We start from the raw sequence: 22,203 nt of genomic DNA, 5'->3' as shown, positions 1-22,203 counted from the left end.
CCAGCTCCCACGGATATACGCGGCCCCTGTGGGAGCTGGCTTGCCAGCGATGAGGCCGCCAGCAGCACTGAACATTAGTGCTCTGCGCCACGCAGAAAGTGCCGTTGCTCCAGATCAATAAATCGAAACCGCCCCTGCCGTAGCATCCGCGCCTTTTGCCCCGGTGCACCGACCATGACCAAGCCCGAACTGCTCGCCCCCGCCGGCACCCTGAAAAACATGCGCTACGCCTTCGCCTATGGCGCCGATGCGGTCTATGCCGGCCAGCCGCGCTACAGCCTGCGGGTGCGCAACAACGAGTTCGACCACGCCAACCTCGCCCTCGGCATCAAGGAAGCCCAGGCTCAGGGCAAACGGTTCTACGTGGTGGTCAACATCGCGCCGCACAATGCCAAGCTCAAGACCTTCCTCAAGGACCTGGAGCCGGTGATCGCCATGGCCCCGGATGCGCTGATCATGTCCGACCCGGGGCTGATCATGCTGGTGCGCGAGCATTTTCCGCAGATGCCGATCCACCTTTCGGTGCAGGCCAATACGGTGAACTGGGCCAGCGTGAAGTTCTGGAAGGGCCTGGGCCTGACCCGGGTGATTCTGTCGCGCGAGCTGTCCCTGGAAGAGATCGAGGAAATCCGCCAGCAGGTACCAGAGATGGAGCTGGAAGTGTTCGTCCATGGCGCACTGTGCATGGCCTATTCGGGGCGCTGCCTGCTGTCCGGCTACCTCAACCGCCGCGACGCCAACCAGGGCAGCTGCACCAACGCCTGTCGCTGGAAATACACTGCCAGCGAGGCCACCGAGAACGAAACCGGAGATATCGTCCGCGCCTTCGAGCCGGAACCGACCCTCGGTCTCGGCGCCCCCACCGAGCAGGTTTTCCTGCTTCGGGAAAGCAATCGCCCGGACGAAGACATGCCGGCCTTCGAGGACGAGCACGGCACCTACATCATGAATGCCAAGGACCTGCGCGCCGTGCAGCATGTCGAGCGCCTGGCGCGCATGGGCGTGCATTCGCTGAAGATCGAGGGACGGACCAAGTCGCATTTCTACTGCGCGCGCACCACCCAGGTGTACCGCCAGGCCATCGACGATGCGGTGGCCGGACGCGAATTCGACCGCTCGCTGATGCTCGACCTCGAATCCCTGGCCCAGCGCGGCTACACCGAAGGCTTCCTGCGTCGCCATGTGCATGACGAATACCAGAACTACCAGCGCGGCAACTCGGTGTCGGAGCGCCAGCAGTTCGTGGGCGAACTGACCGGTGAGCGGGTCGACGGGCTGGCGCAAGTCCTGGTGAAGAACCGCTTCGCCCTGGGCGATCACCTGGAGCTGATGACCCCGGGTGGTAACTTCCACTTCGACCTGGCCGAACTGCGCGACTCCCACGGCAAACCGCTGCAGGTCGCCCCCGGTGACGGCCATGTGGTCTACCTGCCAGTACCCGAACAGGCAGACCTGGCCTTCGGCCTGCTGATGCGGGATGTCAACGGCTGAAGGCGGCCTCGCTCGGCAGCGGTTCGCGGATCGACTGCGTGCGGTACTGCGGATCGGCCTTGATCTGCGCTTCGGTGAAGGGTGTCGGGTGCCACTGCCCGGCCGAGAACGCCCGGGTCTGGTCGCTGGCATGCGGCGAAGCGGCCTCGCTGGACTGCGAGAACACCAGCAGGCCCTCGGCCTGCGGCCCCTTGTCGTCGAACGTCACCAGTTGCAGATAGCTGGTGCCGCTGACCACCCGGCGCTTGCCCGGCGCACCGTCGACGCTCTGGATCGCGTTGTACACACCAAGATTGGCCGGGCCGCCGTGGATCGGCGTGCCGTCGGCGGCCTGCTGGATCTGGCCCCAGCGGGTTGCTTCGTCGGCACCGGCCACCCGCGCCGCCGAGGCCAGCGCTGCTTCGCGCAACATCTTCGCCACTGCGGCACGCTCCCAGGCCAGGCCGCGCGGAGTGTGCATCGGATCGGCAGGACTGAACGCGACCCGCCAGAAGCCGCCTTTCTCCTGCAACGCCTGCATGATGATCTGGAAATGCACCAGCCCAAGGCCGCTGTCCAGGCCAGCCCGGCCATCCCATCTGGCCAGCGAGGCACAGACGCTTCGCAGATTGGGGTCGTCCTCCACCCCGGAACACCACTTGAGCAGATCCGGCAGCAACATCTCGGCCAGGTAGACCTGGTCGCCCATCACCATCTGCTTGAGGTCCTCGGCTCCGAGCTTGCCCGGTTGCTGAAGACGGCTCAGGGCGAAGCGTGCGCGCGGGCCGAGGGGAATCCCGTCCCGACTGATCAGCGGCGAAAAACCGGTCAACGGCTGTGCCGGATTGACCAGCCAGGCACTGTCGTTGGCGTGCTGGACGAAATCCCCGCGGCTTAACTGCGGCTGCATCTGCGCCGGGAAGATTCCCGGTTGCACGGCACGGGCGTCGACCTTCCAGTCGCAGGCGCTGCGCGAGCCGTCGAGCACGATCATCTCGGCGCCGGCCTTCGGGTCGCTGCAGCGGCCCAGCAGTTCGGCGTCAACGTAGGGCACCACCGACTGGTTGAGGTACAGGGTGCGGCCACCGGCATCGGTGGCCAGGGTGTTGACCCACGGAATACCTTGCAAACGCTGCACCGACGCCTGCAGGGCCGCGAGACTGTCGGCCTGGTTGAGCGCATGCCATTGCTGCAGCACCCGGGTGTTGCCGAGGTTGGCGTCCTGCACGCTGAAGGCCACGCCGGGCGTCCAGTCCAGGCGTCCCGGCCACTGCACCACAGGGCCGAAACGGGTGCTGAACAGTTCGCGGCTGATCTCGCGCAACTCCCCGTCCTCGCCCTTGACCGTGACCTTCAGCGTCTGCCGATCCATCGGCAACGAGCGACCATCAAACAGATAACGGGTCGGATCCGCCGGATCGAGTTGCAGGCGATGCAGGGTGAAATGTCGCGAGGCGTCCACGGTGTGGGTCCAGGCCAAATGACGGTTGAAGCCGATATTCACCAGCGGCAGGCCAGGTAGCGCCGCGCCCATGACGTCGAGCTGGCCCGGGATGGTCAGGTGCATCTGGTAGAAGCGCATGCCGCCATTCCAGGGGAAATGCGGATTGGCCAGGAGCATGCCGTGCCCCGTGCGCGATCGCTCGCTGCCCAGGGCAATGGCATTGCTGCCGCGCTCAAGGGCGAAGCGGCGCTGGTTTTCCAGGGCGACGCGCAGATCCTTAGGGTCGAACCGGGCAACCGTGCCCGGCGGCGTGGCACCTGCCACTGCTTCGGCGAACTGGCCGACCCCGCCCTCCACCAGCAAACGCCGGGTCAACCTGACCAGATCGAACGCAGTGATGGGGCGCAGCCACTCGGCTTTCTGACATTCAGCCGGCAGGCCCTGTTCGCGACGCTCGGCCAGCGCACGGTTGAAGCCTTGGGCATAACCTTCCAGCAATGCCTGGATAGGCGCCGGCTGTGCTTGCCAGAACGCCGACACGGACTGCGGCGTATTCAGCCAGGTGAAGAACAGATCGCTGGAGAGATTGCGCCGCTGTTCCAGGGTCCGCTGCTGCGGCCCGAACCAGCGCGAACGCTGGCCGTTGACCGTGACGACCTCGTTGGCCAGCAGGCACAGGTTGTCCTGCCCGTAGGCATAGCCGATGCCATAGCCGAGGCCGCGCTCGTCGCGGGCGAGGATATGCGGCACACCGAAGGTGGTACGGCGGATTTCGGCGGAAACCGCCCCGGGGTTGTCCCGGGCCTGGGCACACAGGCCGATACCAGCCAGCAGCAGGGCCAGGCAGAGCCTGGAGGAAGGGGAAATGGCGATCACGGGAACTCCTGCCGGAATCAGGCATAGCAAGGACATCCTGATAGAACGAAGTCCGGATGAAAAATTTACGGTAAAGGGGTGGCTGCTTCGTTACAGGTAGAAAGGCGGAATTTTTTTCCGCTCCAATTGCAGATTTATCGCGCTCATTCGTCTTATAGGTTGGGAGCGTCATTTGAACGCAGGACAGACAGGCTCTGAAAAGGGAGTTTTTGCATGTACGACCAGCAACCGCAACCGCCCCAGCCACTTCGCTTCAGACGCAGGACGAACGCCACGCTGCCGGCCAGGAACGAGGCAGCGGAAACCGAGGAACGTGCCGGCAACGAGCAGATCCGCGAGTTGCTGCGGGTATTCGGCCTGCGCACCAGCCTGATCCGCCTCAAGGTGATCGATGCCTTGCACACGGCCGATCGCGAAGGGCGCGCCATTGGTGTGCGCGGCATCCACAGTCAATTGGAAAGGCTCGATATCCCGCTGTCGTTCCTGAGCGTTCGCGAGGTGCTCAAGCGCCTTTGCATCGAAGGCGTGATCAGCATGGGCAGCGACAAATGCTACAGCCTCAACCCCCAGGCCCGCGCCGTTCTGGAGCAGGTCCCTTCGCGTTGAGCGACCGGCCGGCGTTGCGCCGGCCGCCCTGCTCTGCTCGGTCAGGGCTTGACCTTGCGCCGCAGGATGCCATTGATGACCACGAAAACCACGGCCAGGCCCATGGCGATGTACTGGAACATCTGCTCGGTGATCACCCCCTGCTTCTGCAGCCACGACAGGCCCAGCATGGCGGCCAGCAAGACCAGGGTCATCAGGATCGAGTATTTCAGGCGTTGCCCTTGCGTCATTGGAAAATCCTTGCAGCAGCGATGGTGAAGGCCGATGAGCGGCCGGGCGCAATGATACATCGCAGCCTCGCTCCGGAGGATCTTTTCCCTGTTTTTTCCGCAGGCACCAGCTGAAACCATGCTCGGCTCCGGGCCCAGGCCCTTACCCGCGAGCCTTCATATCATGTCCTTGCGCACCCTTCTCGGCAGCCTGGTGCTGTCTACCTGCCTCGGCGCCCAGGCGCTGGAAACCGAAAACCGCAGCGAAACCGAGCTGATCGCCCTGGCCAGCAGCCTGGCGCAGAATGCCGGCAGCAGCCAGTGGCAGTTGCTTTGGCAGCGCAGCCGCGAAGCCGGGCACCTGACGCCAGGCAAGACGGCGCATTTCGTCGTATCCCAGCAACGCATCGATGAACTGACCCGGGCCACCCTGTCCCGTCCCGATTCTGCCAGTGCGCAAAACCTGACGCGCGTGCAATACCGGCGCGACTTCCAGCCGCTGGTGGTCGGCAAGCTAGGCGGCACAGATCTTAGCGCCCTATGCCTGACGGTCGACTGGCGCACCTTCCCCGAGGTCACTCGCGGTGACCCCGGGCCATGGATGGGCCAGGTCAGCCTGCTGGTCAGCCAACCCTGCCCTTGAGTCAGCCTTGAGCAACCACGCGCCCCTCGTTCCGAGGGGCGCGCGAAGGGTCAAGGGCTGCCGGCTGATCAGCAGGTTTCTGCCTACTTGATGTAATCACGATACTTACAGTGCTTTGACTTCTTGGCTACCGCTCCTGACCTGCTTGCTACCTAGCGACCACTGCAAGGCTGGTCGAGAATCGATCCCACGCCACCTGGCCAGCCCAGTGCTCGCTACCCATCCTGCACAACGCTCAAGCCTCGCCTGGCCCAGACAGAGACCCTTTTGCTCACGCCAGAAAAACAAGGACGTCAACATGCAATCATGTGACCTGAAGCGAATCGATATCGAGCAGCTCCCTCAATCCCTGCAGATGCTCATCGAGTGCATCGGCATCGAACATGCCTACCGCCTGACCTATATCTACGGCGGTCGACCCAAGTACATACCCAAGCATCGCGAACGCACTTCGCTGGCCGAGATCCTCCCGGCCGACGCGCTGGAAGCCCTGATCAAGCGCTATGCCGGCATGGCCCTGGAAATTCCCAAGTGCGACCACTTCAACCGCCAGTTGCGCAACCAGCAGATCCAGGAGGAAAGCTCCAACGGCTTGTCACGCAGCGTACTGGCCAATAAATACGGCCTGAGCCTGCGCCAGATCGGCAACATCCGTCGCCAGGAAGCGCACTCACGCTAAGGAGCCCTTGCGGGGCACACCCTCGTGCCTCGCAGCCACCGCGCACTTTCGCGCAAGCAAGAGAAGGAATTCTTGAATGTCCATCGATAGCAGCCTTATCGGCTCGGTAATCAATGCACTGCCCCTGGACCGGATGATCTCCGGCCCCCTGCAAGCCATGATCCAGGCCCAGGTCACCGCCAGCAAAAGCTACGCGGACTTCCTCCTGGGCGTCTGTATCAAGGACGGCAAGGCGGTCTCGATCCAGTTCGACTATGACGAAGCCATCACCGATGAACAGGGTGTCTACAAAGGCACCATGTCGCGCAAGATGCAGATCCCGCTGCTGGCGGCGGTCGCTCATCCGAACATCGTGATCGAGGAAGGCACCATCGACTTCGAGCTGACCATCAGCCAGAGCGCCGAAGACACCAAGGAAACCGCCGGTTCCGCGGAGTTCGGCGCGTCCCTGGGCTGGGGCCCGTTCAAGCTCGAGGTCAAGGGCCAGGTCAGCCACAAGTCGGCGCAGACCCGCAAGACAGACACCCGGGCCCGCTATGCAATCAGCACCCGCATCGCCCGCCAGGATCCACCGGAAGCGCTGATGCGGGTGATCGACTTCCTCACCGAGGCGGCGACCAAACCGATCACCTTGCCCAACAGCGAGACCAGCAACCCGGACGCACCGCCAACCGACAATGCGCTGCCTGATCCGAAGACCCAGGCCGCGCCGCCTGCCTGATCAGCGTTCCCCAAGCACGCCCTACCGCCCCGCCTCGTGCGGGGCAACCTTTCACCCGGATAAGGAATGCCGCCCGTGGACCAGACGCCCCCGAAGGAACCGATCGCCACCAGTGACCTCTGCGATATCACCCGCGGCCTGCAGGAAGCCGCTTCCGCCACCACCGGGCTGATCGCCCAGCAGTACATCAGGCTGTTCGACCAGTTTTTCGATTACGACAGCCAGCAACTGGGCGCGCCGATGAAGGCGAAGATGGTCGAAGTGGCAATGGATGACCGGCACACCCTGAAGATCCCGCTGATCGCCCTGGTTGCACCACGGGGACTGGCGCTGGAGCGGATGCAGGTGGACCTGTCGGTGAAAATCCAGAATACCCGCCCTGCCCCTGGCCAGTGCAGCGACTCCGCGCACCAGCGCTTCTTCGTCAAGGTCGGCCAGCAGAACCGCCGCCAGGGCGAGGCGCGCGATCCGGACGAGGTACAGATCCGCATGCAGTTCCAGGCCTGCGAACCACCCGAAGCGCTGAACCGACTGATCGAGGAGTACACCAACCTGATCTCGCCGTTCCGCCAGTCCGCCCCTGCCGACGGTCCTCCAACCTCCAGCAACGAGTTCATAGACGCCGCCACCGTGCGCTGAGCTAGAAATCCCGCTTGTAGAACAGGTCCAGGGAGCTGGCCACACCACTGGCCGCTTCCAGGTACAGGCGCTTGCTCAGCAGATACCGCAGGGCAATGGTGTTGGCCGGCTCGAACACGCCCACGCCGTAGCGCAGGCTCAATTTATCGGTCAGGTTGCCGCTGGCCACCACGGCGGTGCTCTGGCCGCTGCCTTCGGTATCCAGCTGGAAGTCCTCGATGCCGAGGCTCGATGCCAGGCTGCCGGTGATCCCCGCGCTTCCCGCCAGGCCAAGCCCCAACGCCGCTTGCGCCAGCATATTGTTGTCCTCGCCGGTGGTGCTTAGCGGACGCCCCAGCACCAGGTACGACAGCGCCTGCTCCTGGCTCATCGCCGGTTCCGAGAACACCGTAGTGGTGGGCTGCTCGGCGCTGCCGGTGAGGCGGATGCCGGCGATGATATCGTCGGTCTTGCGGATCGCTTCGATGTCCAGGTAGGGCTGGTCGATAGGGCCGGCGAACAGCAGCCGGGCACGGCGGATGGTCAGGCGCTGGCCGTAGGCACGATAGCGACCGTCGGCCAGGCTCAGTTCGCCACGGGTATCGAGGTTATCGCCGATATGCACCTGGCCAAGCAGGTTGGCGGTGAGGCCGAAGCCGCTGAAAGCCAGCTTGTCCTGGCCGACCTGCACGTCGATATCCATCGCCACCTGCATCGGCGCCTTGCCTTCCTCGGTCTGCTGGCCAACGATCACCGTGTCCTCCGACACCTTGACCGTCGAGGGCGGCAGCTCGCGCACGGTGATAGTGCCCTTGGGTACCAGCACCTTGCCGCTGACCGCCAGACGCTCGCCCTGCAGGCTGATCTTCAGGTCCGGCGCCACTTCCAGCGCCGCATAGGGCTCGACGCTGATCGGCAGGCGCTGGCCTTGCAGGGCCAGGTTGACCCTCAACACCTGGCCCCAGCCGATCTCGCCACCCAGGCGGCCCTGGCCCAGCTCGCCGCTTTTCCAGTCGCCATTCAATTGCACCTGCTCGCCGGCGATCTGCGCCCGTACGCTCAGGTCACGCAGGCTGAGCGGCAGCTCGGCCCCTGCCACTTCGCCTCCCGACAGCACCAGGTTGCCATTGACCAGCGGCGCCAGCAGCGTGCCGGAAATCCGCCCGCTGCCATTCAATTGCCCGGCCAGGCGCTCGACCATCGGCACGAAGGGCCGCGCCACCGCGAGGTCAAGGCCGCTGAGGTTGAAATCGCCGCTCAACGGTTTGTTGCGCGCCAGCGGATCGATGCGCGCATTCAGGCTCAGCTCGCCCAGGCGACCGCCACGGAAGTCCACCCGGGTATCGACCCGGCGCGGGCCAAGGGTGCTGTCCAGGCGCAGGGCCTGGTAAGGGAAATCGACCCACTGGCCCTTCTCGCGGATGCGCAGGGTGCCACCGCTGGCATCCACCTGCACCGAGCCTTTCGGGCCACTGGTCGGCAAGTCGAGATTGATATCGGCATTCAACCGGCCCTGCCAGGCGAAGTCCTGCGGCAGCCATTGCGCCAGGCTCTCCAGCGGGAATTCCTTGAGGTGATAGCGAATCCGCGGCTCCGGTGCCAGACGCTGCGGATCGCCACACAGGCTGGCCGGCCCGGAGCGCCAGCAGTGGGCACCGAAATCGATCTGCCCGTTGGCCAGGCGCTGCAAGGTGGCCGGCGCCTGCAGTCGCCAGTCCTGACCGCCGGCCTTGATTTCGCCGCTGGCCAGGCGTCCGCGCCAGTCGCCTTTTTTCTGGTCCAGTTGCCCGTCCAGGGCAAGGTCGAGCTTGAGTTGCGGACCATCGAGGGCCAGTTGCAACCGTTGCTGGCGGATATCGCCCTGGCCCTTGGCGGTCAGGGTGCCCAGTGCCGTTTCGCCGGCACGGATGCCGCTGGCATCGAGGTTGATCAGGGCTTTTTGTGCGCCATCAAGTCGGGCATCGAGATCGAGGGATTGCAGACGGTTTTCTGCCTGGGCCAGTTGCGTGCCTTGCAGTTTCAGCTGACCTTGCGGCGCCTTGAGGGTGCCGGAGACATCCAGCCGCCCCTTGACCAGCCCTTGCAGTTGCGGCCAGAGCTGGCCGAGGCGCGGCAGGTTCAGGTCGATCTGTCCGGCGAGGCGCTGTTGCAGGCTGCCGCTGCCATTGATCCGGTTGTCGCCCAGGCGTACCTGCAAGGTGCCCAGGGTCCACTGCTCACCCGCGCCTTCGGCCTTGAGCTGCAGCAGCGCAGGCTGGCCGCGCAGGCGTCCCTTGAGGTCGAGGTCAGCGTTCAGCGAGAGTTTTTCGTTCTTCAGTTCGCCCTTGCTGCGCAGCGGGCCGGCGAGCGTGCCGGGCATCTCCTTGAGCCAATAGGCCGGGTCGAGGTTGGACAAATCCAATGCCGCGTCCCAGGCCACGCCATCCGCGAAGGCCACGCTGACACTGCCGGCGGCCTTGCCCTGCCCCGCGTCCAGCACCAGTTGCGGCAGGCTGATGCGGCCAAGGTCGCCGTTGAACGGACTGCGCAGGGTGAAGGCACCTGCCGGCCCGTCGAGATCGCCACTGAAATCGCCTTCATAGCTGCCATCGCGGTACTGCACCTGGGCCTTCAGACGATGCAGCACTACTTGCGGCGCCTCGTCCAGCGGATAAAGGCGCAGCCAGGGGAAATCCTGCCAGTCGAGGGTGGCCGTGGCAGCGAGGGCGTTTTCCCAATTGGCCGTGGCGGTCAGGGCCAGGCGCTGCTCGGCGCTGGCGGTCAGGTCCAGCCCGGCCACTTCGGCGCCCTTGGCATCGACCCGGCCACGCAGGGCCAGGTTGATCGGGCCGTCCCGAGCGGCGAGATTGCCAGCGCCAACCAACTGGTAGCCGGCCTTGAGATCACCATGGGCAGTCAGTTCGAGCTGCTGGAACAGCAAGGTGTCCGGCAGGCTGGCAACGGCCTTGAAGTCCTTGGCGCTGAGATGGACCTGGGCCGGCAGGTTTTCCGCCAGCGGTTGCAACTGGCCGCTCAGGCGGCCTTGCAGATAGCCACTGCTGTCGGCCTGCAGGTCGAGGCTCTTCTGCAGATCGCCCTTGACCTGCAACGCCAGTTGCCAGGCCTGGCCGTCCACCGCCGGCAACTGCAATTGTCCCTCGGCCTGCAACGGCCAGTCGCCGCTGGGTTGCAGCAGGCCTTGCAGGGTCAGGTGCAGGTCTTCGCGCTTGAGGTCGAGGTTGTCGATCTTCAGGCCTTCGCGGGTCCAGTGGGCCGCAAGGGTCAAGCCACTAAGCTGCTCGGCGCCGTCCAGGCGCAACACACCGACCTGGACTTCACCCAGTTCGATAGCCAGCGGCAGATCGAGGTCCGGCAGTTTCAGCGGACCGCTGTCCGGATCGGTTTCGGTGGGCGCGAAGGCCAGCTCGATCTGCGCGGCGTGCAGCTTGTCGATGCACAGGGTGCGACGCAGCAGGCAGCCGGGCGTCCACTCCAGCAAAGGTGCAGTCAGCTCGACGCGATCCTGGCCGGACTGCCACACCAGTTTCTCAGCCTGCCACAGTCCGGCGAGCCGTCCCTGGAAGCCATCCACCTGCAAGCCGGGCACCAGGCCAAGTGCCCAGCGGCTGCCGGCTTGGGTACCCAGCACCAGGCCCAGGGCCAGTGCTACCAGAACCAACACTGCGAACAGGCTGATCGCAATCCATTTCGCTAGCCGTTTCACAGCTCAGGTCCCATCGAGAAGTGCAGTCGAATCCCGCCGTCGTCGTCCAGCGCCTTGGCCAGGTCGAGACGCAGGGGCCCTACCGGGGAAATCCAGCGCACGCCGAAGCCGACCCCGGTCTTGAGGCTTGGAAGCTCGAGATTGTTGAAGGAATTGCCCTGGTCGACGAAGGTCGCCAAGCGCCATTTATCGGCGATCTGGTACTGGTATTCGGCACTGGCCGCAACCATGTAGCGCCCGCCAATGCGGTCGCCGTCGCTGTTGGTCGGCGACAGGGTCTGGTAGTCGTAGCCGCGCACGCTCTGGTCGCCACCGGCGAAGAAGCGCAGGGACGGCGGTACGGATTTGTAACCGTTGGTGGCGCTGCCACCGAACTGGGCACGGCCGAGGAAACGGTGCTTGTCCGCAAGGGTGGTCAGGCCCTTGACCAGTACCGTGCCGTTAAGCAGGTTGGTGTCGGACATCAGCCCTTCCTTGGCCACCCGCGCATCGAATTGCAGGCGGTAGCCGTTGTGCGGGTCGATGCGGTTGTCGCTGCGCAGGTAGCTGTAGCTGACGCCGGGCATCAGCAGCGTACTGAGCCCGGAATCGTCACCCAGGCGGTATTCCTCGCGCTGCCATTTCAGCGACAGCACGCGCTGCCAGCCGCTGGGCAGCTTGCTGTGCCATTCCGGGCCGACGGTGAGCAATTTACTCAAGGTATCGGTGCCGGCGATCTCTTCATATTGATAGCCGCCGGCATAGCGCAGCTTGTCGGTCAGCGGCGGGTCGAGGGGCACGTCGTACCACAGGCCGATATTTTGCCGGGGAGCCGACACTTCGCTTTCGATCCCGTAGCTGTGGCCTTGCGGGTTGACCCAGTGGCGAGTCCAGTTGGCCTTCACCCGCGGCCCGACGTCGGTCGAATAGCCAAGGCCGAGGCCCATGGTCCGCGGCTTGCGCGCCTGCACATCGACGGCCACCGGGATACTCTGGCCTTGCGCCGCCGTGGGCGCGGCATCGACCCGCACGCCTTCGAAATAACCACTGGATTGCAGGGCGTTGTTCAGTTCGGCGATCAGCTCGGAGTCGTAGGGCGTGCCTTCCTTGAACGGCACCATGCGTTGCAGAAGGTCTTCATCGAAGGGCGAGTCGCCGTCGAACGTTACCTTGCCCAGGCTATAGCGCGGACCGCTGTCGTAGACCAGTTCGATATCGGCGACCCCGGCAGCGGGGTCCACCGCCAGGCGATTGCTGGTGAAGTGGCCCTTGAAGAAGCCATAGCGCGAGGCCTGGTTCTGGATCAGGCGCTTGGCGTCCTCGTAGCTGCCATGATTGAGCACCGCGCCGCTGCGCAGCGCCTTGCTGTCGGGGATGCGAAAGGCCTTGAGCTGGCTGGCCGGACCGTCGATGCGCACCTTGACGTTGCGCAGGTGAATGGGTTCGCCGGGTTCGATGGTCAGGCGCAGGCGTGGCCCCTTGTCCTCGTCGCGAGGCGGCAGCACCTCGCTGTCGATCCGGGCCTGGTAGTAACCCAGGGCCTGGGCGGCCTTGCGCGCCTGCTCCTCGGCGCCACGACTGAAGCGCAGCAGCGCCTCTTCGTCACGCTCGCCGAGGCTTCCGATATAACCCTCGACATTGGCCTTGAGTGCGGTGTTGGCGGGCTTGATGCGAACGACCAGTTCGCTCTGTGCGGCGGCGGCGACACTGCTGGCCAGGCACAGGATCAAACCCAGGGAAAAGCGTCCTGAATACGTCATGGGCACGGATGCTACCAGAGGCGGCTGACGGCTTGCATGTCGAAAGCCGTCCGGATCAGGCCGGAGCCAGGGCGATCCTTTGCGGAGCGGGATGGAAAAACACATGCTCGCGAATCGGCCCGACGGCCACTTCACCGATTTCCAGGTAGCCCTGGCGGCGGTAGAAATCCAGGTAGTGCTCGTTGCCGGTGTCGAGTACCACGCCGCGGGAACTTTCGTCTGCGGCGCACCAATCGTGCACCGCCGCCAGCAATTGTTCGCCATAGTGCCGGCCCTGGAACTGCGGATGGATACCCAGCAGCGGCAGGATATGCACGGCATCGCCGGGCAGGCAGGCGAGCAAGGCCGCGCGGTATTCGAGGTAGCGGCGGGTACAACGCACTCCGGCCGACAGCATCATGCGCAGGCGCCAGGCCCAGCTCTCGGTCACGCCGAGGCGACGGACCGGCGGGGAGATCAGGGCGATGCCGATCAGGCGGTCGTCCACCAGCAGGCCAAGGGCGGGCAGGTCCTGCAGGAAATGCTGGCGCACCCGCTCACGAACCAGGGCGCGCACGCGTTGCTCGAAACCCGGGCGCTCGGCTTCGAACAGGTAGGCGTAGGTGGGTTCGTGGCGGTAGGCGTGGTAGAGCAGAGAACGCGCTTCACGGCTGTAACCGCCGTCGAGCAGACGCACTTCGGCCGGCGCGGGGGTCGATTGGGGCATGGTCGCGGATCTCCTGATGGCAGTTGGGCATTGCTCTTTGAGGGGTGGGCTGCGCCAACGTTCCTTCCTGATGGGGTTGGAGTATAGGAGGGAATCACAAGGTGCTCAGGGACGGAGTCGGGTGTGATGACGATGCTCTTCCAGTGCCCTCGAGGCTGGCCCCTGCCGCCCGACTCAGCTAGCATCCTGCCTTTTCCCCAGGATTGCCCTTCCATGAAGATCGTCTCGTTCAACATCAACGGCCTGCGCGCCCGGCCCCATCAGTTGGCGGCGTTGATCGACAAGCACCAGCCGGATGTGATCGGCCTGCAGGAAACCAAGGTCTCCGACGATCAGTTCCCGCTCGCCGAGGTGCAGGCCCTCGGTTACCACGTGCATTACCACGGCCAGAAAGGCCATTACGGCGTCGCCCTGCTGTCGCGCCAGGCGCCGCTGAGCCTGGTCAAGGGCTTCTCCACCGATGAAGAAGATGCCCAGCGCCGCTTCATCTGGGGCACCTTCGCCGATGACCAGGGCAACCCGGTGACCATCATGAACGGTTACTTCCCTCAGGGCGAAAGCCGCGACCACCCCACCAAGTTCCCGGCCAAGCAGCGTTTCTATGCCGACCTGCAGAACCTGCTGGAAAGCGAGTTCAAGAACGACCAGCCGCTGATCGTGATGGGCGACGTGAATATCTCCCCGGAGGACTGCGACATCGGCATCGGCCCGGACAACGCCAAGCGCTGGTTGAAGACCGGCAAATGCAGCTTCCTGCCGGAAGAACGCGAGTGGATGGCCAGGCTCAAGGGCTGGGGCCTGACCGACAGCTTCCGTCACCTGCACCCGGAGGTGGTCGATCAGTTCAGCTGGTTCGACTATCGCAGCCGGGGCTTCGAGGATGAACCGAAACGCGGGCTGCGCATCGACCTGATCCTCACCTCCGATGCGCTGTTGCCGCGGGTCAAGGCGGCGGGTGTGGACTATGAACTGCGCGGGATGGAAAAGCCGTCCGACCATGCGCCGATCTGGCTTGAATTGAGCTGACAACACGGTTCGAATGTGGGAGCGGGTTTACCCGCGATTACGGTAGTGAATTCACCGACGCTATCGCGGGTGAACCCGCTCCCACAGAGTCCGAGTCTTACTTTAGAAGTATTCTCTAGCGTGACAGCGCAGCCTGAAAGGCCGGGCCGACTCCACAAGGTCCCACGCCACAGCCGTCATTTTTATTTCATCTTCCTGTCTTAATCTGCCGCCACCTTCGTCCATTCGAGAGTGCCCTCCGGCAATGATCCGCGCCTGCGCCCTGCTCCTCGCCCTGCTCGCCCCCCTGGCGGTTGCCGATACCCTGCGCATCCAGGGTTCCAACACCATCGGCGCAGCCCTGGCCCCGGCACTGGTACGCGGACTCCTGGAGAGCCGGGACATCAGCGATATCCGCACGGAGCCCGGCGCCCGGGCCAATGAAGTGCGCATCAGCGCCGGCGATATACAGGTGGACATCGCCGCCCACGGCACCAGCACCGGTTTCGCCGCACTCAAGGCCGGCAGCGCCGACCTGGCGGCTGCCTCGCGCCCGATCAAGGACAGCGAGCAGGCCGAACTCCAGGCTCTTGGCAACCTGACCAGTGCCGAAGCCGAGCAGGTCATCGGCCTCGACGGCGTCGCGGTGCTGGTCCACCCTGACAACCCTCTGCCGCAACTGACCATCGAGCAACTGGCGAAGATCTTTTCCGGGCAGATCACCACCTGGGAAGCACTCGGCGTCGGCGGCGGGCCGATCCGCCTGTATGCCCGTGACGACCGCTCCGGCACCTGGGAAACCTTCAAGAGCCTGGTACTCGATCCGCACCAGCAGGTCCTGGCCGAGAACACCCGGCGCTTCGAGTCCGGCGAAGAACTTAGCGAAGCCGTGCGCAACGACCGCCATGCCATCGGTTTCAGCAGCCTTAGCACGGTGCACGGCGCGCGGGTCCTGGCCGTCGCCGACGGTGCCTCGCGGGCGATGCTGCCGAGCCCGGAGCAGATCGCCAGCGAGGATTACCCGCTGACGCGTCGCCTGTACTTCTACCTGCCGCCGGCACAGCACAATCCCCTCGCCCGTGCCCTGCTGGCGTTCAGCCAAAGCCCGCAGGGCCAGGCCATCGTCGCCAGCAACGGTTTTATCGACCAGCGCGTGCGCACTATCGACGAACAGCCCCAGGCGGACATGCCGCCGAGCTACCGCCGCCTGTCCAGCGAAGCCAGGCGGCTGTCGGTCAACTTCCGCTTCCAGGAAGGCAGCGCGACGCTCGACAACAAGGCCCTGCGCGACATCCAGCGGCTGGCCGAGTACCTCAAGCAGAACCGCAAGCTGGACAACAAGGTGGTGCTGGTGGGCTTCGGCGATGCCAAGGATGACGCCCGTCGCGCCGACCTGCTGTCGCGTCTGCGCGCAATGGCGGTGCGCCGCGAACTGGTCAGGGCCGGCGTGACCCTGCGCGATGTCATCGGCCTCGGCGCCGAGCTGCCGGTGGCGGCCAATACCGACACTCAGGGCCGGATACGCAATCGACGTGTCGAAGCCTGGGTTTACTGAAGGAGGTTTCGCTCATCCTTGTAAGACCTTGTAACGCTCTCACCCGGCCCCGCGCTTGTCGCCGACTAGGCTGAAACATGTGACGCCGGGCCCCTCTGACGGTCATTCGACCGCCATGTCGGAGTCACTTCCACGACATAGGGAGGGGCTCATGACAGCTCTGCATGATTTCATCAATGCCGAATTCCTCGGCACCAGCGGCCTGCTTTGGCTGGCCTTCGTCGTTATCGTCGTCGCCCTGCTGGTCCTCGACCTCGGGGTGCTGCACCGCGACCAGCGCGAAATCGAGATGCGCGAGAGCCTGCTGCTCTACGCCGGCTACTTCAGTGTCGGCCTGATGTTCGGCGGCTGGATCTGGTACGAACTCGGCGCCCAGAGCGCACTGGAGTTCTATACCGGGCTGCTGGTGGAACAGTCGCTGTCGATGGACAACGTCTTCGTCATGGCGATGATCTTCGGCTACTTCGGCATTCCGCGACGCTACCAGCACCGCGTGCTGTTCTGGGGGATCCTCGGGGTGGTGGTGCTGCGGGCGATCATGATCGGCGTCGGCAGCGCCCTGGTGAAGGAGTTCGACTGGATCCTCTACGTGTTCGGCGCCTTCCTGCTGATCACCGGGGTGAAGATGCTGTTCAGCCGCGAGGATTCGCATCCGGACCTGGCCAACAACCCGATGATCAGGTTCATCAAGAAACATGTGCGGGTTACCGACCGCCTGCATGACGCGCACTTCTTCGTGCGCCTGAGGCCACCGGGTGGCTCGAAGGCGATTCTCTACGCCACGCCGCTGTTCCTGGCCCTGGTGCTGATCGAGCTGGCCGACCTGGTGTTCGCCGTGGACAGCGTGCCGGCGATCTTCTCCATCACCCAGGACCCGTTCATCGTCTACACCTCGAACATCTTCGCCATTCTGGGCCTGCGGGCACTGTACTTTGCCCTGGCGGCGCTGATGCACAGGTTCGTCTACCTGAAGTACGCGCTGGCGCTGGTGCTGATCTTCATCGGCGGGAAGATCTTCCTGCATGGGTTCATCGGCAAGATCCCGGCGCTGGTGTCGCTGGGGGTGACCTTCGGCTTGCTGGCGGGAGGGGTGGTGTTGTCGCTGTTCAAGACAAGGGCTGAAAAATCACCACAAAAAGAAGGCTGACCGCTAACCTGTGGGAGCTGGCTTGCCAGCGATAGCTATGGTGAATTCACTACAGCAATCGCTGGCAAGCCATTTCCCACAGGGGTTAGCTGCCAACCTTAAGATTAGTGGCTGCTACGCAACATCTCCTTCGGCACATACTTGCCGATCTCGTACTTGCCGATCGCCGCCCGGTGCACTTCATCCGGGCCGTCGGCCAGGCGCAGGGTGCGTTGCATCGCGTACATGTAGGCCAGCGGGAAGTCCCCGGAGACCCCGGCGCCACCATGGATCTGGATCGCCCGGTCGATCACCCTCAGCGCCACGTTCGGCGCCACCACCTTGATCTGCGCGATTTCGCTGCGGGCCACCTTGTTGCCTGCGGTGTCCATCATGTACGCCGCCTTCAGGGTCAGCAGGCGGGCCATGTCGATTTCCATGCGCGAGTCGGCGATCTTGTCGACGTTACCGCCCAACCGCGCCAGCGGACGACCGAAGGCGGTACGCGCCACCGAGCGCTTGCACATCAGTTCAAGGGCCCGTTCAGCCATGCCGATCGAGCGCATGCAGTGGTGGATACGGCCAGGGCCGAGGCGTCCCTGGGCAATCTCGAAACCACGGCCCTCGCCGAGGATCACGTTCTCGTACGGTACCCGCACGTTCTCGAACAACACCTCGGCATGGCCATGGGGCGCGTCGTCATAACCGAATACCGGCAACGGGCGAACGATCTTCACCCCTGGCGCATCGGTGGGCACGAGGATCATCGAATGCTGCTGGTGGCGCGGGTTGTCCGGATTGCTCAGGCCCATGAAGATCATCACCTTGCAGCGCGGATCGCAGGCGCCGGAGGTCCACCATTTGCGCCCGTTGATCACCCACTCGTCGCCCTGACGCTCGGCGCGGGCAGCCATGTTGGTCGCGTCGGACGAGGCTACGTCCGGCTCGGTCATGGCGAAGGCGGAACGGATCTCGCCACGCAGCAGCGGTTCCAGCCATTGGCGCTTCTGCTCCTCGCTGCCATAGCGCACCAGCACTTCCATATTGCCGGTATCCGGTGCCGAGCAGTTGAACGGCTCCGGCCCCAGCAGCGAACGGCCCATGATCTCGGCCAACGGCGCATATTCCAGGTTGGTGAGGCCGGCGCCCAGCTCCGACTCGGGCAGGAACAGGTTCCACAGGCCCTCGGCCTTGGCCTTGTTCTTCAGCTCTTCCATGATCGCCGTCGGCTGCCAGCGATCACCCTCGGCGACCTGGCGCTCGAACACCGCTTCGGCGGGATAGACATAGGCATCCATGAACGCCGTGACGCGCTCGCGCAGGGCCTGGACCTTGGGTGTGTAGGCGAAATCCATCAGCAGTACCTTCTTCGGGAAAGGGATCTGCAACGGATGCTAGAACACCGGTCAAAATCCACCTAGTCTATTTTCGGCGTGTATAAACATTCATAACCGATATATGATCGGCCGATAACACCAACAAGAGCAGTGCCCATGAACCTGAACAAGGTCGACCTGAATCTGTTCATCGTTTTCGATGCGATCTACACCGAAGCCAACCTGACCCGTGCCGGGCAGATCGTCGGCATTACCCAGCCGGCGGTGTCCAACGCCCTGGCCCGGCTACGCGAAACCTTCAACGATCCGCTGTTCGTGCGTACCGCCCAGGGCATGGTGCCGACGCCGATGGCGCAGAACATCATCGGCCCGGTGCGCAACGCCCTGTCGCTGTTGCGCGTATCGGTGCAGGAAAGCCGGATCTTCAACCCGTTGCAGGCCAACAAGACGTTCCGCATCAGCATGACCGACCTCACCGAGGCGGTGGTCCTGCCGCCGCTGTTCCAGCGCCTGCGCCGCCTGGCGCCAGCGGTGGTGATCGAAAGCTTCCTGTGCAAGCGCCGCGAGACCACCAAGGAGCTGGCCGCCGGGCGCCTGGACTTCGCCGTGGATGCGCCGCTCAACACCGACCCGCAGGTACGCCACGTCAAGCTGATGCAGGACCAGTACGTCTGCGCCCTGCGCCAGGGGCATCCGATGGCGAAGGAGCGGATCAGCCTCGACGAGTACATGGGCATGACCCATATCCATATCTCCAGCCGCCGCAACGGTCTGGGTTACGTGGACCTGGCACTGGGCAAGATGGGCCTGCAACGGCGCATCGCCCTGCGCTCGCAGCATTACCTGATGGCCTCCCAGGTGCTGCAGCAGACCGATATGGTGATGACCGTGCCGGAGCGTTTCGCCCGGCGTCATCAACTGAACTATGTGCGCTTGCCGGTGAACGACGTGCCGCCACTGGAAACCCATCTGTACTGGCATGAAAGCACCGACCAGGACCCGGCCAACCGCTGGATGCGCGAGCAGATGATCGAGTTGTGCCAGGCGGTGGTGGCGCAGGATGAGCGGGAGGCGAAGCAGTAGGCGGGAGCCGGTCTGCGGCAGGGAGTGCGTGGTTCCCTGCCCCGGACCGGCTTGTTGCTCAAGGTGTTCTCGAGGGTCCTATCGCTGGCAAGCCAGCTCCCACAGGGACAGCGTAGTAAGCGGGCCCACCGTTTGACTCCAGCCCCTGGGGGGACTGGCTTGCCAGCGATAGGGCCCTCGGGAACAGAAGATCAGAAGGTCATTTCCTTCACATCGTCGGCCACGATCAGCTTGCCCGCGGTCTTCTCGATGATTTCCTCGACACTTACCCCAGGCGCCGTCTCCTTGAGGATGAAGGCGCCATTGTCGATTTCCAGGTAGGCCAGGTCGGTCAGCACCTTGCGGATGCAGCCGGCGCCGGTCAGCGGCAGGCTGCAGCGCGGCAGCAGCTTGGACTCGCCATCCTTGGATGCATGGGTCATGGTGACGATGATGTTCTCGGCACCGGCCACCAGGTCCATCGCCCCGCCCATGCCCTTGACCAGCTTGCCGGGGATCATCCAGGAGGCGATGTTGCCTTCCACGTCCACTTCGAAGGCGCCGAGCACGGTGAGGTCGACATGCCCGCCGCGGATCATGGCGAAGGATTCGGCCGAGTTGAAGATCGACGCGCCACGGCGGGCGGTCACGGTCTGTTTGCCGGCGTTGATCATGTCGGCATCGAGCTGGCCTTCGGTGGGGAATTCGCCCATGCCCAGCAGGCCGTTTTCCGATTGCAGCATCACGTCCATATCGGCGGGGACGTAGTTGGCCACCAGTGTCGGAATGCCGATGCCGAGGTTGACGTAGTAGCCGTCCTTGAGTTCGCGGGCGACGCGCTGGGCCATTTGTTCGCGGGTAAGTGCCATGGTCAGGATCTCTTCGTTGTTCTGGGGACGGGTCAGGCTTTGACGGTGCGCTTTTCGATGCGCTTCTCGAAAGTGCCGACGATGACCCGGTCGACATAGATGCCCGGGGTGTGGATCTCGCTTGGCAGCAGCACGCCCGGTTCGACGATCTCCTCGACCTCGACCACGGTGATCCGGCCGGCGGTGGCGGCCAGCGGGTTGAAGTTCTGTGCGGTGTTGCGGTACACCACGTTGCCGTAGTGGTCGGCCTTCCAGCCCTTGACGATGGCGAAGTCGCCGGTGATGGCTTCTTCGAGGATGTAATGGCGCCCGTTGAACTGGCGCACTTCCTTGCCTTCGGCGACCGGGGTGCCGTAGCCGGTGGCGGTGTAGAAGGCCGGGATCCCGGCGCCGCCGGCGCGCATCTTCTCGGCCAGTGTGCCTTGCGGGGTGAGTTCCACTTCCAGTTCGCCGCTAAGCAACTGGCGTTCGAATTCAGCGTTCTCGCCTACATAGGAGGCGATCATCTTGCGGATCTGGCGGTCTTCGAGGAGCACGCCGAGGCCGAAGCCATCGACACCGCAGTTGTTGGAGACCACGGTCAGGCCGGTGACACCGCGGCGCTTGATCTCGGCAATGAGATTCTCGGGAATGCCGCAGAGGCCGAAACCGCCGGCCAGTACCGTCATGTCGTCGGTCAGGCCTTCGAGGGCCTGTTCATAGGTTGCTACGCGCTTGTCCAGTCCGGCCATGTGATCCGCCTTGTTGTCGTTGTAGGGCTGGACGGATCTTCCTCCCTGAGGACTGATTTGTTAATTTTGTTTTTCTCATTGATTGATTTGGATTTCAAAACAATTCCATGAACCTCAAGCAATTGCGCGCCTTCGTCGCGGTCGCCACCTACCAGAGCTTCGCCCAGGCCGGCGAGCACCTGCATATATCGCAGCCTGCCCTGAGCCTGACCATCAAGGGTCTGGAAGAGCAACTCGGCGGCGCCCTGCTCAGCCGTACCACGCGCAGTGTCAGCCTGACTCCGGAAGGCCAGGTCCTGTTGCCCCTGGCCCGGCAACTGCTGGCGGACTGGGACAACACCGAGGAGTTGCTGCGCCAGCACTTCACCTTGCAATTGGGGCGGGTGTCGATCGCCGCCATGCCGGCCTTCGCCGGCAACCTGCTGCCGCCGGTGCTCAAGCTGTTTCGCCAGCGCTATCCGCGGGTGAACGTCACGGTGCATGACGTGATCAATGAACAGGTACTGGAACTGGTCCGGCATCGGCGCGTGGAGCTGGGCATCGGTTTCGAGCCGGAATCCAGCGAGCCGTTGCTGTTCCGGCCGTTGTACCTGGACCGCTTCGTCGCCGTGGTGCCAAAGGACTCGCCGCTGGCAGGGCAGGCCCAGGTGAGCTGGACGGAGTTGCTGCGCGAGGATTTCATTGCCCTGCAGCGGCCATCGGCGGTGCGCCTGTTGCTGGAACGGCATGTGGCGGCGGATCACGGCAGGCTGGCGGTGGCGTTCGAAAGTCACCAGTTGTCTACCATTGGCCGGATGGTCGCCAACGGGCTGGGGGTCAGTGCCGTGCCGGCGCTGTGCATCGGCCAGATGCGCGAGCTGGGAGCGCAGTGCGTGGCGCTGGTGGAGCCGGTGGTGGAGCGCAGGATCGGCGTGACGATGCTGGCGGATCATAAATTGTCGGCAGCGGCGCAGGCGGTTCTGGATGTGTTGGTGGCTGAGGTCACCGATCCTGGTTGTGATTTGTGGTGTGGCTGATGGCCCTATCGCTGGCAAGCCAGCTCCCACAGGGACCGTGTGGGAGCTGGCTTGCCAGCGATAGGGCCGGAACATTCAGGAGGAGTTT

The 22,203-nt window shown here is 64.2% G+C and carries 19 protein-coding genes; 11 read left to right on the top strand and 8 right to left on the bottom strand.

All coding sequences use genetic code 11. The annotated features are described in order from the left end of the window. The first annotated feature begins 174 nt into the window (after window positions 1-174). Window positions 175-1,491 (top strand): prephenate-dependent tRNA uridine(34) hydroxylase TrhP, encoded by a 1,317-nt coding sequence (trhP, locus tag CSV86_RS06770; RefSeq protein ID WP_009401009.1) that lies wholly within the window; start codon window positions 175-177, stop codon window positions 1,489-1,491. Here trhP and pvdQ read toward each other — a convergent pair. Continuing rightward, window positions 1,481-3,790 carry a bifunctional acylase PvdQ gene (gene pvdQ, locus CSV86_RS06765; RefSeq protein ID WP_009401011.1) on the bottom strand — a complete coding sequence of 770 codons (2,310 nt, stop codon included), beginning with the start codon at window positions 3,788-3,790 and terminating at the stop codon, window positions 1,481-1,483. The two genes, trhP and pvdQ, sit on opposite strands and share 11 nt — an antisense overlap. Before the next feature lie 213 nt (window positions 3,791-4,003). Between pvdQ and CSV86_RS06760 the strand changes: the two genes are divergently transcribed. Beyond that, entirely contained in the window at window positions 4,004-4,396 is a 393-nt protein-coding gene (locus tag CSV86_RS06760; RefSeq protein ID WP_009401012.1) for a hypothetical protein, read from the top strand. A gap of 41 nt (window positions 4,397-4,437) precedes the next feature. Here the strand turns inward: CSV86_RS06760 and CSV86_RS06755 are convergent, their stop codons facing one another. After that, window positions 4,438-4,626 (bottom strand): hypothetical protein, encoded by a 189-nt coding sequence (locus CSV86_RS06755; RefSeq protein ID WP_009401013.1) that lies wholly within the window; start codon window positions 4,624-4,626, stop codon window positions 4,438-4,440. Window positions 4,627-4,789: 163 nt separating this feature from the next. Here CSV86_RS06755 and CSV86_RS06750 point away from each other — a divergent pair, with 163 nt between their 5' ends. From CSV86_RS06750 to CSV86_RS06735, 4 genes are all read left to right on the top strand, one after another. Beyond that, the gene (locus CSV86_RS06750) at window positions 4,790-5,248 is read left to right on the top strand and encodes a hypothetical protein (protein ID WP_009401014.1); all 459 of its coding nucleotides are present in this window, start codon (window positions 4,790-4,792) and stop codon (window positions 5,246-5,248) included. Between the two features lie 298 nt (window positions 5,249-5,546). Continuing rightward, window positions 5,547-5,927, top strand: coding sequence for a Mor transcription activator family protein (locus CSV86_RS06745; protein WP_009401015.1), 381 nt, complete (start codon window positions 5,547-5,549; stop codon window positions 5,925-5,927). A gap of 76 nt (window positions 5,928-6,003) precedes the next feature. Next, complete coding sequence (locus CSV86_RS06740; protein ID WP_009401016.1) at window positions 6,004-6,648, top strand: DUF2589 domain-containing protein; 645 nt, start codon at window positions 6,004-6,006, stop codon at window positions 6,646-6,648. A gap of 75 nt (window positions 6,649-6,723) precedes the next feature. Next, window positions 6,724-7,287 carry a DUF2589 domain-containing protein gene (locus CSV86_RS06735; RefSeq protein ID WP_009401017.1) on the top strand — a complete coding sequence of 188 codons (564 nt, stop codon included), beginning with the start codon at window positions 6,724-6,726 and terminating at the stop codon, window positions 7,285-7,287. 1 nt (window position 7,288) lies between these two features. Here the strand turns inward: CSV86_RS06735 and CSV86_RS06730 are convergent, their stop codons facing one another. Genes CSV86_RS06730 through CSV86_RS06720 form a run of 3 tightly spaced genes read right to left on the bottom strand, consistent with a single transcriptional unit; the run spans window position 7,289 to window position 13,414 of the window. Further along, the gene (locus tag CSV86_RS06730; protein ID WP_009401018.1) at window positions 7,289-10,969 is read right to left on the bottom strand and encodes a translocation/assembly module TamB domain-containing protein; all 3,681 of its coding nucleotides are present in this window, start codon (window positions 10,967-10,969) and stop codon (window positions 7,289-7,291) included. Then, on the bottom strand, window positions 10,966-12,708 hold the full coding sequence (locus CSV86_RS06725; protein ID WP_037060671.1) for an autotransporter assembly complex protein TamA: 1,743 nt from the start codon (window positions 12,706-12,708) through the stop codon (window positions 10,966-10,968). The genes CSV86_RS06730 and CSV86_RS06725 overlap by 4 nt, the downstream gene beginning before the upstream one ends. Before the next feature lie 55 nt (window positions 12,709-12,763). Then, on the bottom strand, window positions 12,764-13,414 hold the full coding sequence (locus CSV86_RS06720) for a GNAT family N-acetyltransferase (RefSeq protein ID WP_009401021.1): 651 nt from the start codon (window positions 13,412-13,414) through the stop codon (window positions 12,764-12,766). Window positions 13,415-13,627: 213 nt separating this feature from the next. On the opposite strand from CSV86_RS06720, the gene xthA reads away from it, so the two are divergent. From xthA to CSV86_RS06705, 3 genes are all read left to right on the top strand, one after another. Further along, a complete protein-coding gene (gene xthA, locus CSV86_RS06715; RefSeq protein ID WP_009401023.1) occupies window positions 13,628-14,440 on the top strand; it encodes an exodeoxyribonuclease III in 813 nt (270 codons plus the stop codon). Window positions 14,441-14,684: 244 nt separating this feature from the next. Then, a complete protein-coding gene (locus CSV86_RS06710) occupies window positions 14,685-15,974 on the top strand; it encodes a substrate-binding domain-containing protein (RefSeq protein ID WP_009401024.1) in 1,290 nt (429 codons plus the stop codon). Between the two features lie 151 nt (window positions 15,975-16,125). After that, window positions 16,126-17,121: a TerC family protein gene (locus tag CSV86_RS06705; RefSeq protein ID WP_009401025.1), complete on the top strand. Its 996-nt coding sequence runs from the start codon at window positions 16,126-16,128 to the stop codon at window positions 17,119-17,121. A 104-nt stretch (window positions 17,122-17,225) separates the two neighbouring features. On the opposite strand, the gene CSV86_RS06700 is transcribed toward CSV86_RS06705, so the two are convergent. After that, window positions 17,226-18,455 (bottom strand): acyl-CoA dehydrogenase, encoded by a 1,230-nt coding sequence (locus CSV86_RS06700; RefSeq protein ID WP_009401026.1) that lies wholly within the window; start codon window positions 18,453-18,455, stop codon window positions 17,226-17,228. Window positions 18,456-18,593: 138 nt separating this feature from the next. Here CSV86_RS06700 and CSV86_RS06695 point away from each other — a divergent pair, with 138 nt between their 5' ends. After that, window positions 18,594-19,520, top strand: a complete 927-nt coding sequence (locus tag CSV86_RS06695) for a LysR family transcriptional regulator (protein WP_009401027.1) — start codon at window positions 18,594-18,596, stop codon at window positions 19,518-19,520. 191 nt (window positions 19,521-19,711) lie between these two features. Here CSV86_RS06695 and CSV86_RS06690 read toward each other — a convergent pair whose 3' ends face one another. After that, window positions 19,712-20,368 carry a CoA transferase subunit B gene (locus CSV86_RS06690; protein ID WP_009401028.1) on the bottom strand — a complete coding sequence of 219 codons (657 nt, stop codon included), beginning with the start codon at window positions 20,366-20,368 and terminating at the stop codon, window positions 19,712-19,714. A gap of 32 nt (window positions 20,369-20,400) precedes the next feature. Further along, window positions 20,401-21,099, bottom strand: a complete 699-nt coding sequence (locus CSV86_RS06685; protein ID WP_009401029.1) for a CoA transferase subunit A — start codon at window positions 21,097-21,099, stop codon at window positions 20,401-20,403. A 107-nt stretch (window positions 21,100-21,206) separates the two neighbouring features. Here CSV86_RS06685 and CSV86_RS06680 point away from each other — a divergent pair, with 107 nt between their 5' ends. Continuing rightward, window positions 21,207-22,115, top strand: coding sequence for a LysR family transcriptional regulator (locus CSV86_RS06680; RefSeq protein WP_009401030.1), 909 nt, complete (start codon window positions 21,207-21,209; stop codon window positions 22,113-22,115). The last annotated feature ends 88 nt before the right edge of the window (window positions 22,116-22,203 follow it).

The sequence above is a fragment of the Pseudomonas bharatica CSV86 genome (genome assembly GCF_000319305.2).
GTDB lineage: Bacteria > Pseudomonadota > Gammaproteobacteria > Pseudomonadales > Pseudomonadaceae > Aquipseudomonas > Aquipseudomonas bharatica.
Note: the sequence above shows the minus strand (reverse complement) of the source record. Positions and strands in the feature narration are given on the sequence as shown.